Genomic DNA, 14,877 nt, shown 5'->3' on the forward strand with positions numbered 1-14,877 from the left:
TTGCAGTTTTTTGTCTTTAGTACCAGCGAGCTAATCACTAACTCGATAACACATCTCGTAGCCTATCCTGTGCAACCTGCACCAGCAAGTCTGGTTGGAATTTGGATATGAAACGGTCACAACCCACTTTTTTGACCATAGCATCGTTAAAGCTGCCACTGAGAGACGTATTCAAAGTCACATACAGGTCCTTGAGCTTGGGATCATTACGGATCTCATAGGTGAGTTTATAGCCATCCATCTCGGGCATCTCCGCATCTGTTATCATTAGCAGCAACTCACGCGGTACATCTTTCCCTTCTTCGGTCCATTGTTTTAGAAGCTTCAATGCTTCAAGCCCATCACAACATTCCAAAATGTTAAGTCCCAATTGTGATAAACATCCTTTGACCTGAGAGCGCGCTGTCGAAGAGTCATCCACAATTAGGACGTTGCGGCCCACCATTTGAGCCGCAAGCTCTTCGTCAAGCACACCTTCAGAGATGGAAACATCATACTCAATGATTTCTGCCAAAACTTTCTCGACATCGATTATCTCGACAATCGCCTGATCCTCATTGTCTTTAATGTGAGTAATCGCCGTTAAGTAATTGGCTCGACCGGCAGTTTTAGGCGGGGGTTGAATTTCAGCCCAAGTAGTATTGATAATGTTGCGCACTTGCCCAACTAAGAAACCCTGTATGGACCTATTGTATTCCGTGATAATAAGATTGTATTCAACATCTTCTTCACGAAGAGGAGGAAAACCAATGGCACCGCGAAGGTCAATCACTGGTACTGGAACCCCGCGCAAAGAAGCAACGCCAGTAATATGATGATGACAACCCGGCATCTTAGTCAATGGGGGAACTTGAATTACCTCACGAACTTTAAATACGTTGATCGCAAAGATCTGCCGACTGTTTAGGCGAAATAGCAATAGTTCAAGCCGGTTTTCACCCACCAAGTTGGTTCGCTGATCAACGCTATTTAAAACTCCAGACATACAACTTCTCAACTACTACGTAATATATCAAAAATAGACTAAAGCTGGCCTAAACCAAAATAAACCTGTGCAACTAAAACACGACATGTTGCCAAAAAAGGGATAAATACCCATAATAACAAAAGCTAACCTTCAATAACTTTCATTAATAATAAACCATCATAAAGGGCTTGTTTGATTAAAGCGGCGCCTGGCATTGTCGCTTGCTTGTAAAAACGAGATTCTACGACTTCTAGACCTTGCTGATAGACAGGCAGGCTTTGCTCCTTTATGCAGCTTTGAATCGCTGGGTATAAAATACTTTTCGCCTGATTGATTGCTCCGCCAATCAATATCTTCTCTGGATTAAACAAATTAATCACTATCGATATTGCAGTTCCCAGATAACGACCAAGTTTTTCTATCACCTCAACAGCTAAAGCGTCACCATTAGCGGCAGCTTCACAAATGTCTTCAATAGAAACTTCATCAATGCTTGAGAGTATCGATGTCTCACCTTTAGCAAGCCTCTCGGTTACCTCATCTCGAATTGCTTGAGAGCTCGCCACTGTCTCTAAACACCCTCGGTTACCACAATGACAAGGCTTACCATGGGGATCAATTTGAATGTGGCCCAGCTCGCCTATATTTCCATGACGCCCCAACAGAACACGGCCATCGAGAATAATACCCGCTCCGAGGCCATGATGAATCGAAATAAGTACAGAGTTATCATTATCCTGAGAATGACCAAATAGCTTTTCGGCCAGAGCCCAAGCACGAGTGTCATTGGCAATAAAAACTGGCAAGCCAGTGGCTTTAAATATTTCAGGACCCAGAGCCAAATTTTCAACATTATAGTGAGGCATTTGCATGACAATGCCTTTCTCTGAATTGACCAAGCCAGGTAAAGTTAAAGCTATGCTGGTTACGCGACCAAGTTGCTCAGAGTAACTCTGAAAAAACTCATCAATTTCATGCAATAACCGAGCTAAAACATCCTCTTGGTCAATCTCATGAATATCAATCTTAGTATCAATGAGCACCTCACCACCAAGCTCGTGCAAAGCGATTGTGAGATAACCACGACCAAGGCGCATAGAAAGAAATTGCCAATCCTTGTTATTGACCTGCAGACCAACAGCTGGTCGGCCTCGACTGATCGCTTCTTGAACCGTTGTTTCATGAATCAAGTGCGCTTCAATCAATTCACGAGTGATTTTGGTAATACTGGCAGGGGCTAGCTCACTCTCTTTGGACAAATCAATTCGGGAAATAGGACCTTTTTGATCGATAAGTTTATATACACGGCCAGCATTGACCTGCTTAATGTGGTCAATATGACCTGGTTGAGCCATGTACATAGGATGCTCCGAATATCAACAACATCGCGATTTTTTTACTTTGCGAAGTAATTGTGAAGGACTTTACTAAATTGCCGTGACAGCCATCACGTATAAAGATGATTGTTTGAGCGTTTCATCAAATTGCTAAACAAATCCAACATTTGACACTATATTTTTTTGCATTAATAAATATGTGCACACTTAATTATCTATATCTCCCACAATTCAGTATTTTGCATATACTCAAATAAGGCTTGCGTCGAAAAGCCACTTCACTCTCATTGTGATCAAGGATGATGCCATGACCTGCATTCAAAGAAGAACGAAAATAGTCACTACACTAGGTCCTTCAACGGACAAAGAAGGCATGTTAGAAGAAATCATAAAAGCTGGTGCGAATGTCGTTAGAATAAACTTTTCTCATGGCTCAGCTGAGGAGCATGTCGAAAGAGCAACACAAATACGTAGTATTGCCGCAAAATATGGTACTCATGTAGCAATATTGGGTGACCTACAAGGCCCAAAAATACGTGTTTCTACCTTTAAGGACAACAAGGTCCATCTTTCTGTTGGCGACACTTTTGTACTTGATAGTGACTTACCGCAAGGCCAAGGGAATCAAAACGCAGTAGGACTAGATTACAAAGAGCTTCCAAGAGATGTATCTGCGGGTGATATCTTGCTACTCGATGATGGTCGTGTACAACTGGAGGTTACCAAAGTATCGGGCAACCAAGTGATTACGGAGGTCATTGTCGGCGGACCATTATCAAATAATAAGGGTATTAACAAAAAAGGGGGGGGTCTATCGGCTGATGCATTAACAGAAAAAGACAAAAATGACATTATAACTGCCGCTAAGATCAAAGTGGACTTTTTGGCCATTTCCTTCCCAAGAAATGGCGAGGACATGAAATATGCTCGGCTTCTTGCACTTGATGCGGGCCTTGAAGCAAAACTTGTCGCCAAAGTAGAGCGAGCAGAGACCGTAGAAAGCGAAGAAAACATCGATGATATTATTCTCGCCTCAGACGCTGTTATGGTTGCGCGTGGAGACTTGGGAGTCGAAATAGGCGACCCAGAGCTAGTTGGCGTGCAAAAGCAGCTCATACGCCGAGCACGAAGCCTCAATCGAGCCGTCATTACAGCAACACAAATGATGGAATCTATGATAGAAAACCCAATGCCAACACGTGCAGAAGTTATGGATGTGGCAAATGCAGTATTAGATGGAACCGATGCCGTCATGTTATCAGGCGAAACTGCAGCAGGAAAATACCCTCTTGAGACAGTTCGTTCAATGGCTGAGGTTTGCCTAGGCGCTGAAAAAATGTCGGCCATCAACCGCTCGACATACAGAATGGATACTGTCTTTGAAACATGCGTCGAAACCATTGCGATGACGACCATGTTTGCAGCCAACCACTTAAAGGGAGTTAAGGGAATAGTAACGCTTACAGAGTCAGGTTGGACTGCTCTTATGATGTCAAGGCTCAGTTCAGGATTACCTATCTTTGCACTATCGCGCAACGAGAGTACACTGAATCAAGCCGCCCTGTATCGAGGTGTGACACCCGTTTATTTTGATTCAACCAGTGATTCAGGTTTATCTACCGCCAAAGATGCAGTTCAGCGCTTAAAAGATAAGGGCTTACTCCATGATGGAGACCTTGTGATAATTACGCTTGGAGACGTCATGGACGTAGTGGGTTCAACCAATTGTATGAGAATACTGTCCGCATAATGCGCTTGTACACACTACATAGCTAGATATGGTGAAAATGAGAAGTTATTCTGGTCGATACAGAAGCGTACATTTCAACAAACCGGAATCCAGCGTCAAGCCCCATTTGATAGTCATGTAACAAAGCCTCTCTTTCACTCATCAAGGAGCTCGACAAAAGCGGCCTTGCGGGTTTTATCTGTACGATGAAACAATCATCAGGAGGGTTATGCATAAAATCTTGGGTCAAAGAATAAGTCTGGTAATGAACCATCAGCATATCTGCAAGTCCGGAGTCAAACTTCTCTCCTAGTAAGTAACTTAAGCGGTAGATATCTTCAGCACCAAACAACCACCGCCCACCATTAAGAGCTTCAAGGTGAACATGCCTGAGCTTTTCTTCTTTCGAACGCTGCAACTGCTCTGTGAAAAAACTTGCCCAATCTTGCTTCCAGCTTGATAGCTTTTGCTGCCACCTTTCTTGTACAAGATTGAAAGAGCCTCGGTACCATTGCGTATTTTCATTACGCATTTCTTCTTCAACTTCGGTTTCTAAATCCTCCCCCTCCGTCCTTATGACAATGATGCAACGAGCCTCTTTACGCCAAGCTTCTTGAACCGGAATGGACGCCGACACCCCTCCATCAACATATATCCCATGCTCAAACTCAACCGCTTGGTTATACAATCTAGGAATCGCGCACGTCGCAATCATTACCTTACGCCAATCGTCTTGCAACATAGGCAAGTAATGGTCGAATAAACGGCTGGTATCGGTCACCGCTGCAAAAGCTTTTCTGTCTGCAAGTACTTTTCTACCCATATCTATGTCTAACTTGTATGGATAGTCACTTATTTTATCTACAGCCCAATCTATTCCTAGATGCTGCTTGCGCCTTATATAACGAAAGAGATTAAAAAACATAGGATCAGTGGTGAGATCCAGAATGAACGCGCGCCCTATTCCCTTCTGGCGACAAAGAAAGCCGCATAGGTTAAGCGCTCCAGCAGAAGTGCCATAAAAAACATCAAAGGGGTCAAAATTAGAGAGAAGAAAAGCGTCAAGTACGCCGGAAGTAAAGATGCCGCGTTGCCCTCCCCCTTGAGCCACAAGCGCGTTTTTTCCCCCTGTATACTTGGCAAGGCGAATAGGGTCTAACTCAATAGTCGCACCCGTTACAATGCCGCTATTGCTCATCAGCAGGCCTAAACGGACGTAATGGCGACCACACCAAAACCGATAAGTAGAGTAAATACGATTACTGTGATGGCTATCGCATACTTTAACTCAAGCTCCATAAACACCTCCTTGTTATGTAACAAAGTAATAACACCCTTGTGAAGTATCTTCAAATATTCCCTTTTTTTTGTGCGTAATTATGATGTTAGTATCACAATTACAAAAATGTCTTGTTCCAAGGGACTGCTATTATGAGCAACAAGATCAAATATATTATCACCATAATAATAACCTTATTGTCGACTCCCGTTTGGGCTGATGTCTATCTTACTCCTTGGGTAGGATACACAGGGGGTGGAAAAGTCATTGCCCAAAATGAGATGATTTATGACGTGGAAGGCTCAGTAAGTTATGCCATTACCGGAGAGGTTGACTTGCAAGACGGAAGAATTGGGCTTTTCTACTCTAATCAAGACACAAACGTCGACGATATCAACTTAGAATCAAACATTCACTATCTCCAATTTCAAAGTAGCGTCTACTATCCGACAGAAGAAGAAGTCTCATTTTATTTGGGTATTGGATTAGGTGCGTCGTATATAGACGCGGATTGGGTTGACGATGAATTGGGATTTTCAGCCAGTATTTTCGGCGGGTTTGAGTACCGTTTTCATGATAACTTAGCTCTAAATACTCAGTTGCGCTGGCTGGGGACCGTGGTTGATAACGATACCAGTGGTATATGTAACTTGTCTGCTTCAGAATCCGATAACTGTATTATTAAATTCAAAACAGATTGGATGAATCAGTTTGCTGCCAATTTGGGGCTTACTTGGAATTTCTGACCTTAACAAGAAGACTCTCTATAAAGCTTTCAGCTGAGATCAAACTGCCCCTGTTCATTATGGTGACTTCCGAGTTTTGCAGTGTAACTGTCAGCTCTAACCTATCGTATATCACACAATACGCTCAATTTTCATACTCACTTACCTATTTTAATTTAACTGCAAGATCTTAAATTACTTTTTACACATCTATGCTATTGCGTTAAGTCATTTTAGTAGTTAATCTTTTTATTACATAAAGCTGATTATTTCAGCTTTGACAAACACACATCCAAAAACAAGCATAAAAACCTAGTGTAAGGTGGCTTTATCAGTACAAATGGCTTTTTTGTTATTTATTAGAAGTGAGTTTTTATTATAAATGCCATCTATAAAGGCATATCCACTTTTATGTACTGGGTGCGGCAAGCTAACGTTCGGCTAACGCATCATTTCAGTCGCTTTACCTATAGGATATTGGATTTACAGGAGTCCTATATATGAAAAGAGAACAGTGGGGATCCCGAGCTGGCTTTATTTTAGCTGCAGTAGGATCGGCGATCGGGTTGGGAAACATATGGCGTTTCCCATACATGGCTTATGATAACGGTGGTGGTGCTTTTTTCATACCCTACCTTTTTGCCATGATCACAGCAGGCATCCCCTTCATGATACTCGAGTTCAGTATGGGGCAAAAATACCGAGGAAGTGCGCCTCGAACCCTTGCTAAAATACACTCTAAGTTTGAATGGCTCGGATGGTTTCAAGTAGGGGTTGCAGCTGTTATAGCCGTATACTACGTAGCCGTTATTGGTTGGGCTATTTCTTATTTTAGTATGTCTTTTGATCAAAGCTGGGGAAGCGACACTAATGCTTTCTTTTTTAAAGAGTACTTAGCACTGGGTGACAACTCTCCAACTAACTTAGGTAGCATCCAATGGAAAATAGCCGCCGCTATGGGTATTGCTTGGGCTATTACATATGCCGCCATTGTTGGTGGTGTGAAATCTGGTATAGAACGCGCCTCAAAAATTATGATGCCAATCCTCTTTATTATGGTTGTGCTGCTTATAGCTCGAATGGTTTTTCTACCGGGAGCACTCAACGGCATAAACTACATGTTCGAGCCTGACTTTAGTAAGATATGGGACGTAAAAGTTTGGGCAGCGGCTTACGGGCAGATATTTTTCACATTGAGTATCGGGTTTGCAATCATGCTCGCCTATTCCAGTTACTTGCCTGAGAAATCAGATATTACCAATAATGCCTTTATGACTGTCCTCATCAACTGTGGATTCTCAATTTTAGCTGGTATTATGATCTTTTCAGTGCTGGGCTACATGGCTTTCGAGCAAGGAAAGCCTCTTACTGATGTGGTTTCAGCAGGGGTTGGTCTGGCATTTGTCACTCTGCCCGCCGCAATCAATCTACTACCTGCACCTTATATCCTAGGGCCTCTGTTTTTCTTTGCTCTTGTTGTCGCTGGACTGAGCTCGCATATTTCAATTATGGAAGCCGTGACCTCCGCCATAATGGACAAATTGAACTGGAGCCGGAGAAAAGCGGCAACAATAGTCATAGGTGTAGGCGTCATTGTATCAATGGCCTTTGCAACCAATGGCGGACTGCTCCTTCTTGATCTGGTTGACCATTTTGCCAACAATGTCGGAATTATGGCTGGTGGATTAGTAGAAATTGTCTTGATGGCATGGCTTCTAAACAGGGTCGCTGATGTGCGTCAATACGCCAATGACATCTCGGATTTTTCAATCGGGACTTGGTTTATCGTCTGTCTTAAGTTCATAACCCCAATAATGCTCGCCATTATCCTAGCAACCAAGCTACACACACTATTTACCGAAGGTTATGGTGACTACGATCTAACTTTAGGCTGGGCAATGATAGCAGCGCTATTTGTTATTGGTGTTTTAATTAATGCGACAAATAAACAAGAGGAATCACTATGACTACTGGAGCAATTATTATGATGGTGCTGGGACTAGGGCTTACTTGGGGTGGCGCCGCCATTTGTATGATAAGAGCAATGAATAAGAAAGAGTCATAAGTTCCTTTCTAATTAAAAATGCCGACATAGCTATGTCGGCATTGTCGGATGAGCTAGAATGTATACTTAACGCCAAGTGCTCCACCAATCTGTAGTTCTGCGCCGCCATGTAAGTCGAGTTCGGGATGGACTTGTCCATACATGTCCCAGTTTTTATGGAAATTCCAGTTCACACCAAGAGGAACTCGGGCTCCAAACTCATCGTGGTCCCACTCACTCCAAGCTCCCGCGCCAACATACCAGGTAAAAGGTACATCCGCATCAAATTTTCCCTTAGCAAATATGTAATCGAAAGCAGCACCATCATTACCTAAGGTAAGGCGATACTTATCATCCAATTCAACAACTGCACTTAAGTCTTGATCGAATGCCATACCTGCCGACCACTGATGACCGCTTTCACCTTCAGCTAGCACCGTCGCACTTGTAACCAAAATAGAGCCGAACAAAGCCGCTCTGACTAAATTATGTATCTTCATTACTCTGTACTCTAATCTAATAAAACAGCGTTCAAATCTACAGATAAGAAGCAACTGTATGTCAGGTCAAAGTTAGGGTAAGTGATAAATTTGATAGTTTTAATCAAGCTGAGTCCAAAAAAAGGAGGCTCATGCCTCCTTTCTCTAGTTAGATTTATGGGAATTAGCCGTTGTTACGGATCCACTCATCCATTTCTGTTTTAAGGTTATCTGACTTAGTGCCAAATATGGCTTGAACACCACCAGCAACCACAACAACACCGGCTGCGCCAAGCTGTTTTAGTTTTTCTTGATCGACTGCTTCTGCGTCTGCTACTGCAACACGTAAGCGAGTTATACATGCATCTAAGCCTGTGATGTTAGCTTTACCACCAAAGGCTGCAACAAGCTCACCAGCAAGTTCAGAGCCAGATGCTTCTGCTTCTTCTAGTGACTCTTCTTCACGTCCTGGAGTCTTCAGATCCAATGCCTTGATTACAACACGGAATACAGCGTAGTAGATAACCGCATAAACAATACCTGTTGCTACCATCAGGCCAACTTTCTGAGCGTTACCTGAAAGAACAAGGAAATCGATTAGACCATGTGAGAAAGACGTACCATGCACAAAACCAAGAGTGTTTGCTACAACGTAGGCTGAACCCGCTAGCAAAGCGTGGATACCATACAAGATTGGAGCAACAAATAGGAATGAGAATTCAATTGGCTCAGTGATACCTGTCAGGAATGACGTCAATGCCGCTGATGCCATAATACCCATGACCTTTGCTCGGTTCTCTGGTTTAGCAGAATGAGCAATAGCAATCGCTGCAGCGGGTAGACCAAACATCTTAAACATGTAACCACCAGCCAGCTGTCCAAAGCCATTACCAGCAGCACGAGATGCTTCATCAGCCACCAAGTAACAGGTAAGAACACCAGTTTGAGGTTCACCAGCTGCATTTACACAAGATCCAGCTTCAAAGAAGAAAGGTACGTTCCAAACGTGATGCAAACCAAATGGGATTAAAGAACGCTCAACAATACCGTAAATACCGAAAGCTACCTGTGGATTTTGGTGTGCTGACCAATCAGAGAATGACTGCATAACCGCTGCAACAGGAGGCCAGATCACGGACAGAACAAGTGCCAATGCAATAGCTAGAAAACCAGTGATAATTGGAACGGCACGCTTACCGGCAAAGAAGCCCAAGTATTCTGGAAGCTGAATTTTAAAGAAACGGTTAAAGGACCAAGCTGCAATACCACCAACTAGGATACCGCCAAGCACGCCTGTTTCGTAACGTTTTAAAATCAACTCTACCGCTTTGTCATCTAATACGTTTCCAGCCGCAAGTGCCGCTGCTTTAGCAGACTCCACATCTAACTGAGCGAGCGCTCCTAGTGTAGCTGTCATAATGCCATAACCAACAATAGCCGCTAGACCGGCAACGCCATCGTTATTGGTAAAGCCAAGTGCAACACCGACTGCAAATAATAACGCCATCTGGCCAAATACAGAGCCACCCGCTTGTGCCATAAGATTCGAAACAATCTCTGGAATAAAGCTTAGATTGGCTGCACCAACCCCAAGCAGGATACCCGCAACAGGTAAAACTGATACTGGAAGCATCAGAGCCTTACCCACTTTTTGCAGGTTAGCAAAAAGATTCTTAAACATATATATGCTCCTGAAAAATTATAAGAATTCTTGGGTTCTAACGGCACACCCCCGCAGCCTTAAATGTTAGCACCCGTGGAAAATGTAACCACATATGACAGTATATTTTCCGGCTCTAAATATATATTGATGGTAAACAAACTTTCTAGCCGCTTACGAAAATAAGTTTCAAACTAATAGATAGATCACAGTCTAAAAATGGGGTATTTACTACGAATAACAACATAAGACATTGAAATATAAAAAAATAAATAGTGATAATATTAATTTTACAGTAAAAATAAAATCATATGCCTTGTTATTTCACGTAACAAAATTACATTTAACCCAGGTTAGCCCCACGAGTTCAACACTTTTAGTAAACAAGCGTGATATTTCTCATTATCGTGATGTTTAACATAAAAAAGTGATCTTTCGGTCTTTTTTTACTCGCAACTATTTTTTTGACGAAAAAAAAGATTTCGGAAGTTTTTGCTGGTTTTAAGTCCAACTTCAGCGACTGACACTCCCTTTAGCTGAGCTATATAAGAAGCCACTTCCGCAACGTAGGCTGGTTGATTTTGTTTTCCGCGGTGAGGAACCGGTGCTAGATAAGGGGAGTCCGTCTCTATTAATAAACACTCCAACGGAAGCGCTTTGACAACCTCTTTCAATTCAGTTGCCTGTTTGAAGGTGACAATACCTGAGATTGAAATATAAAAGCCTAAATCTAGCGCTGCTTTGGCAAAAGCTAAATCTTCAGTAAAACAGTGAATCACACCTTGGCATTTTTCTGCGTTACCCGCTCGCAAAATATCCAAAGTATCTTGTCTCGCTTGCCGAGTATGGATGATTAGTGGCTTATCTATCTCTACCGCCAGTTCCACATGTTGCTCGAAGCGTAGCTTCTGCAAATTCTTAGTTTCAGGTTGGTAGTGATAATCAAGACCCGTTTCACCAATTGCGACGACTTTAGAATGCGATGCGAATTTATAAAGGCGTTCTAATGAAAATTCACTTCCAACATCAAGGGGGTGGACACCGCATGAAGCATAGACATTCTCAAAAGGTTGAATTAATTCCATCATATGAGGAAAGGCATCCAAGGTTACCCCTACTGAGAGAATGTCAGTGACATTCGATGCCTTTGCCTTTTCAATTACCTCATCAATCCCTGAATGCAGGTTACTGTAATCCAATTTATCTAGGTGACAGTGAGAATCTATGAACATACTTCCTCGTTAAACTTGATTAACCAATCTAGAATTAGCAATTCACTGTTAAGCCCTGGGTATTCTCTGAGTTGCTGTTTTAAATTGCTCAGATTTTCTGTTTGTTGAAAGAGCTTCTCATAGCTTAAGTAGTGTATAAGCTCTTTTGCAATGGGGGAAAAGTATGGTGCGTCGAGTCCAAAATGAAGTTTCTGTGCATCAGTAAGTATGTACCACACCCAATTCAAAGACTCTTCATGCGAGCTAGCGAGTTGCTTGGCCAAAGCAATCATATCACCGCGATTCTTGAGGACATCCAATAGACCTAATTCTATTTGCTGATAAAGCGCTTCTTGTCCTTTGTCTAAAAATAACTGAATAGTGGTGGGCGCATTACCGTTGACATGTGCGATGTGAGGAGGGATATTCACTGACACTTTCTCACTTAGCCAATCAGAGACTTCGTGCGCCGAAGGTTTAGTCACTTGCCACCTTTGACACCGGCTACTCACCGTCGGAAGCAACAGGTGTGGCTGATAAGAGATAAGTAAGAACATACAGGTACCCGAGGGCTCTTCAAGAGTCTTTAAAAGCGCATTTGCGGCAGATTCTGTCATTGCCTCGGCTGGTTCGATGATAAAGATACGCTTTCCAGATAGCTGAGATGACTCCTGCGCTAATCGATTACAACCTCGAATTTGGTCCACACTGATTGATTTAGCACTTTTCTCCGGTTTAATAAGATGATAATCGGGGTGGTTGCTTGCCTGCATTAACTGGCAACTATGACAAATACCACACGCTTCACTAACATAGTTGCTACACATCAACGCTTGAGCAAATGACGAGATCAACGCTTCAGTAGCCAAACCTTGATGAGAATTCAACAAAACAGCATTGGGAAAGGTATCCTGCTCTAGGCTAGACTGCCATTCCTGCCAAATGCTACTTAACCATGGATACGTGGATATCATTGATGCCGTTTTAACCATTTTCTAAGTTGACTTTGTATATCACTGGCAACAGCATCAATGCTTTGATTCGCATTGATGGTGACAACCTTGTCATCACTAGAAGCTAATTCGAGATAACGCTCTCTTGTGCGCTCGAAGAAACTCATCTCCATCTTTTCAATGCGATCTAGCTCACCTCGGCCTCTCGCTCTGGAGAGACCAAGCTTGGGGTCAATATCAAGATAAATGGTCAAATCAGGCTCAAACTCACCCAGCGTTGTTTGTTTAAGTTCTTGTAATGTCTTCAGTGGGAGCTGCCGTCCACCTCCTTGATAGGCTTGAGAAGACATATCATGTCTGTCACCAACCACCCAATGACCAACAGCCAACGCAGGCTTAATTACATTTTCAACCAACTGAACTCGAGCAGCATACATGAGCAAAAGCTCGGTCATATCTTGAAGTGATTCACCCTTATGATCTTGTTTGACCAAAGTACGCAACTGTTCCGCCAATACCGTACCACCTGGTTCCCGTGTAGTTTGAATGTCCTCTATGCCTTCACTTTGAAGCGTATCAAGTACTGTTTTAATCGCTGTACTTTTCCCCGCGCCTTCTAGACCTTCAACAACAATGAATTTAGCTTTGTTCATTTATTACTTCTTAACTGTTTTAAATAAGCACGAACGGCTCGGTTATGTTCTGCCAATGTTTTTGAAAACACATGACCACCGTTCCCACTCGCGACGAAATAAAGATAGCGGCTATCTTCTGGGTTTAGTGCCGCTTTAATGGATGCTTTACCTGGCATAGCAATGGGAGTTGGCGGCAGACCGAAAATAGTATAGGTATTATAAGGAGTTGGCGTCCGCAGATCTTTCTTGCGAATATTACCATCATACTTATCTCCCATACCATAAATCACGGTCGGATCGGTTTGTAATCGCATTCGCTTATTAAGTCGATTAACGAACACGGCAGCCACTCGCTCTCGCTCTGATTCTACTGCGGTTTCTTTCTCGATAATTGAAGCTAAGATTAAGGCTTCATAAGGTGAATCAAGTGGAAGATCTTTCTGACGCAAAGGCCACTGCTCATCCAGTACTTGTTGTAATTTATTGGCTGCGCGCTTTAATATATCGAGATCAGATGTACCCACAGTGTAATGATAGGTTTCTGCAAGCAGCAAGCCTTCAAGTTTACTCTGTTTTACACCTATATTCTGGGCAATTTGCGCTTCTGTCATGCCTTGAACTTTATGGTCAAGGTGTGGAGCTTGCTGCAAGGAATCAAGCCATTCAGAAAATGTCGACCCTTCGACAAAGGTAATGGCAAACTGGTGCTCTTTACCCATGTTAAATAGCTCTAGAGCTTGCTTTAGCGTCATTTCCGGTATCATCAAATAAGTACCAGCTTTAACTTCAGACATTTGCGGGTAAAATCTGTGTACCAAGGGAATGAGTTTATCAGATTCGATCAGTTGCTCTTTTGTCAGCCGAGATAATACTTGGTTAAAGCTCGCTCCCGACTCAATGGTATATATTCGCTCTTGGTCTAATATCAGTGCTTGGTTTACGTATTGTTCCATATGCTTTGTTAAGTAGACATAACCAGCACCTGCCAGTACTACAAAACTTAACAACAATAAGGTGATTCTTTTTACCACTGGTTAATCATCTCCTGAATCGTCTTTGTCACTGAGCCTTTTACATAGGATTGCGGACCAACAGCTTTGACAGGTGCTATACGAAGGAGAGAATTCGAAATAAAGACTTCCTCCGCTGCATACAGCTCTTTGAGCGAGTAGTGACCCACTCTCACCTCTATGCCATTCTTAACTGCTGAATCAATGATAACACGTTGCATCACTCCCTTTACGCCAGCGTTAGTGAGTTCTGGCGTATAAACAACATTTTGGCTAATCCAAAAAATATTAGCCATTGTGGTTTCAATAACATTGTCTTTAATATCAAGCACGATTCCGTCAGAAAAACCTTTGCTATCCATTTCAGACTTGAGTAATACTTGCTCAAGCCGATTATTATGTTTGTGCCCTGCAAGCATAGGATTATGCCCAAGACGTTTGGAGCATATACCTAACTGAACACCTTCAATCATCCAGCTTGCGTAATGAGCAGGAAAATCAAAAGCACTGATAATTACATTGGGCCCTTTTACTTTGTTGGGGCTGTATCCACGACCGCCTTCACCACGGCTGATATGAAGTTTAATACCAGATTCCGTTTTTCCTGTAATCGCGTTTTGCAGCCAACCTTCGACTTGACTCCAATCAGGGGGAGAAATACCAAGCAACCCCAAACATGATTGCATCCTTTCTTTATGCAAACCCCAATATTGTACCTGCCCGCCTTTAACCAACATGGTAGTAAAACAACCATCACCATATTGAAAAGAGCGGTCATGTAAAGAGATCGTCTCTGCTTCTCGTCCATTTACCCAGTACATATATTATTCCATAGATAAAGAAACGGC

Annotated in this window: 15 protein-coding genes; 4 read left to right on the forward strand and 11 right to left on the reverse strand. The window is 42.6% G+C overall.

Annotated features, from left to right (window positions below; all coding sequences use genetic code 11):
- Positions 1–37: 37 nt before the first annotated feature.
- Together MHN79_RS07930 and MHN79_RS07935 are read right to left on the reverse strand one after the other, a co-directional pair.
- A complete protein-coding gene (locus tag MHN79_RS07930; protein WP_160930077.1) occupies positions 38–985 on the reverse strand; it encodes a chemotaxis protein CheV in 948 nt (315 codons plus the stop codon).
- A gap of 125 nt (positions 986–1,110) precedes the next feature.
- Complete coding sequence (locus tag MHN79_RS07935) at positions 1,111–2,328, reverse strand: ROK family protein (RefSeq protein WP_239172439.1); 1,218 nt, start codon at positions 2,326–2,328, stop codon at positions 1,111–1,113.
- A 283-nt stretch (positions 2,329–2,611) separates the two neighbouring features.
- Here MHN79_RS07935 and pyk point away from each other — a divergent pair, with 283 nt between their 5' ends.
- A complete protein-coding gene (gene pyk / locus MHN79_RS07940) occupies positions 2,612–4,054 on the forward strand; it encodes a pyruvate kinase (protein ID WP_239172440.1) in 1,443 nt (480 codons plus the stop codon).
- Positions 4,055–4,076: 22 nt separating this feature from the next.
- Here pyk and MHN79_RS07945 read toward each other — a convergent pair whose 3' ends face one another.
- Both MHN79_RS07945 and MHN79_RS07950 read right to left on the reverse strand, forming a co-directional pair.
- Positions 4,077–5,231, reverse strand: a complete 1,155-nt coding sequence (locus tag MHN79_RS07945; RefSeq protein WP_239172441.1) for a patatin-like phospholipase family protein — start codon at positions 5,229–5,231, stop codon at positions 4,077–4,079.
- A gap of 8 nt (positions 5,232–5,239) precedes the next feature.
- Complete coding sequence (locus MHN79_RS07950; RefSeq protein WP_239172442.1) at positions 5,240–5,332, reverse strand: YnhF family membrane protein; 93 nt, start codon at positions 5,330–5,332, stop codon at positions 5,240–5,242.
- A 132-nt stretch (positions 5,333–5,464) separates the two neighbouring features.
- On the opposite strand from MHN79_RS07950, the gene MHN79_RS07955 reads away from it, so the two are divergent.
- The 3 genes from MHN79_RS07955 to MHN79_RS07965 all read left to right on the forward strand — a co-directional run bounded on the left by MHN79_RS07955 (position 5,465) and on the right by MHN79_RS07965 (position 8,102).
- Positions 5,465–6,058, forward strand: a complete 594-nt coding sequence (locus MHN79_RS07955; protein ID WP_239172443.1) for a porin family protein — start codon at positions 5,465–5,467, stop codon at positions 6,056–6,058.
- A gap of 479 nt (positions 6,059–6,537) precedes the next feature.
- A complete protein-coding gene (locus MHN79_RS07960; protein ID WP_239172444.1) occupies positions 6,538–8,004 on the forward strand; it encodes a sodium-dependent transporter in 1,467 nt (488 codons plus the stop codon).
- Positions 8,001–8,102: a MetS family NSS transporter small subunit gene (locus MHN79_RS07965; RefSeq protein ID WP_114787266.1), complete on the forward strand. Its 102-nt coding sequence runs from the start codon at positions 8,001–8,003 to the stop codon at positions 8,100–8,102. The genes MHN79_RS07960 and MHN79_RS07965 overlap by 4 nt, the downstream gene beginning before the upstream one ends.
- A gap of 53 nt (positions 8,103–8,155) precedes the next feature.
- On the opposite strand, the gene MHN79_RS07970 is transcribed toward MHN79_RS07965, so the two are convergent.
- The 7 genes from MHN79_RS07970 to pabC form a co-directional block, all read right to left on the reverse strand.
- Positions 8,156–8,581: a hypothetical protein gene (locus MHN79_RS07970; RefSeq protein WP_239172445.1), complete on the reverse strand. Its 426-nt coding sequence runs from the start codon at positions 8,579–8,581 to the stop codon at positions 8,156–8,158.
- 163 nt (positions 8,582–8,744) lie between these two features.
- Positions 8,745–10,241, reverse strand: a complete 1,497-nt coding sequence (gene ptsG / locus MHN79_RS07975) for a PTS glucose transporter subunit IIBC (protein WP_239172446.1) — start codon at positions 10,239–10,241, stop codon at positions 8,745–8,747.
- Positions 10,242–10,666: 425 nt separating this feature from the next.
- The gene (locus MHN79_RS07980; protein WP_239172447.1) at positions 10,667–11,452 is read right to left on the reverse strand and encodes a YchF/TatD family DNA exonuclease; all 786 of its coding nucleotides are present in this window, start codon (positions 11,450–11,452) and stop codon (positions 10,667–10,669) included.
- Complete coding sequence (gene holB, locus MHN79_RS07985) at positions 11,443–12,405, reverse strand: DNA polymerase III subunit delta' (RefSeq protein WP_239172556.1); 963 nt, start codon at positions 12,403–12,405, stop codon at positions 11,443–11,445. The genes MHN79_RS07980 and holB overlap by 10 nt, the downstream gene beginning before the upstream one ends.
- Complete coding sequence (gene tmk / locus MHN79_RS07990) at positions 12,402–13,037, reverse strand: dTMP kinase (protein WP_239172448.1); 636 nt, start codon at positions 13,035–13,037, stop codon at positions 12,402–12,404. The genes holB and tmk overlap by 4 nt, the downstream gene beginning before the upstream one ends.
- Positions 13,034–14,050 carry an endolytic transglycosylase MltG gene (gene mltG, locus MHN79_RS07995; RefSeq protein ID WP_239172449.1) on the reverse strand — a complete coding sequence of 339 codons (1,017 nt, stop codon included), beginning with the start codon at positions 14,048–14,050 and terminating at the stop codon, positions 13,034–13,036. The genes tmk and mltG overlap by 4 nt, the downstream gene beginning before the upstream one ends.
- Positions 14,044–14,850 carry an aminodeoxychorismate lyase gene (gene pabC / locus MHN79_RS08000; RefSeq protein WP_239172450.1) on the reverse strand — a complete coding sequence of 269 codons (807 nt, stop codon included), beginning with the start codon at positions 14,848–14,850 and terminating at the stop codon, positions 14,044–14,046. Before pabC ends, mltG begins: the two co-directional genes overlap by 7 nt.
- Positions 14,851–14,877: the final 27 nt, after the last annotated feature.

The sequence above is a fragment of the Vibrio sp. Of14-4 genome (assembly GCF_022347625.1).
Taxonomy (GTDB): Bacteria; Pseudomonadota; Gammaproteobacteria; order Enterobacterales; family Vibrionaceae; genus Vibrio; species Vibrio pristinus.

Coding starts and splice junctions, on each gene's coding strand:
- MHN79_RS07930 (WP_160930077.1), bottom strand. CDS start 985: ATGTCTGGAGTTTTAAATAGCGTTGATCAGCGAACCAACTTGGTGGGT.
- MHN79_RS07935 (WP_239172439.1), bottom strand. CDS start 2,328: ATGTACATGGCTCAACCAGGTCATATTGACCACATTAAGCAGGTCAAT.
- pyk (WP_239172440.1), top strand. CDS start 2,612: ATGACCTGCATTCAAAGAAGAACGAAAATAGTCACTACACTAGGTCCT.
- MHN79_RS07945 (WP_239172441.1), bottom strand. CDS start 5,231: ATGAGCAATAGCGGCATTGTAACGGGTGCGACTATTGAGTTAGACCCT.
- MHN79_RS07950 (WP_239172442.1), bottom strand. CDS start 5,332: ATGGAGCTTGAGTTAAAGTATGCGATAGCCATCACAGTAATCGTATTT.
- MHN79_RS07955 (WP_239172443.1), top strand. CDS start 5,465: ATGAGCAACAAGATCAAATATATTATCACCATAATAATAACCTTATTG.
- MHN79_RS07960 (WP_239172444.1), top strand. CDS start 6,538: ATGAAAAGAGAACAGTGGGGATCCCGAGCTGGCTTTATTTTAGCTGCA.
- MHN79_RS07965 (WP_114787266.1), top strand. CDS start 8,001: ATGACTACTGGAGCAATTATTATGATGGTGCTGGGACTAGGGCTTACT.
- MHN79_RS07970 (WP_239172445.1), bottom strand. CDS start 8,581: ATGAAGATACATAATTTAGTCAGAGCGGCTTTGTTCGGCTCTATTTTG.
- ptsG (WP_239172446.1), bottom strand. CDS start 10,241: ATGTTTAAGAATCTTTTTGCTAACCTGCAAAAAGTGGGTAAGGCTCTG.
- MHN79_RS07980 (WP_239172447.1), bottom strand. CDS start 11,452: ATGTTCATAGATTCTCACTGTCACCTAGATAAATTGGATTACAGTAAC.
- holB (WP_239172556.1), bottom strand. CDS start 12,405: ATGATATCCACGTATCCATGGTTAAGTAGCATTTGGCAGGAATGGCAG.
- tmk (WP_239172448.1), bottom strand. CDS start 13,037: ATGAACAAAGCTAAATTCATTGTTGTTGAAGGTCTAGAAGGCGCGGGG.
- pabC (WP_239172450.1), bottom strand. CDS start 14,850: ATGTACTGGGTAAATGGACGAGAAGCAGAGACGATCTCTTTACATGAC.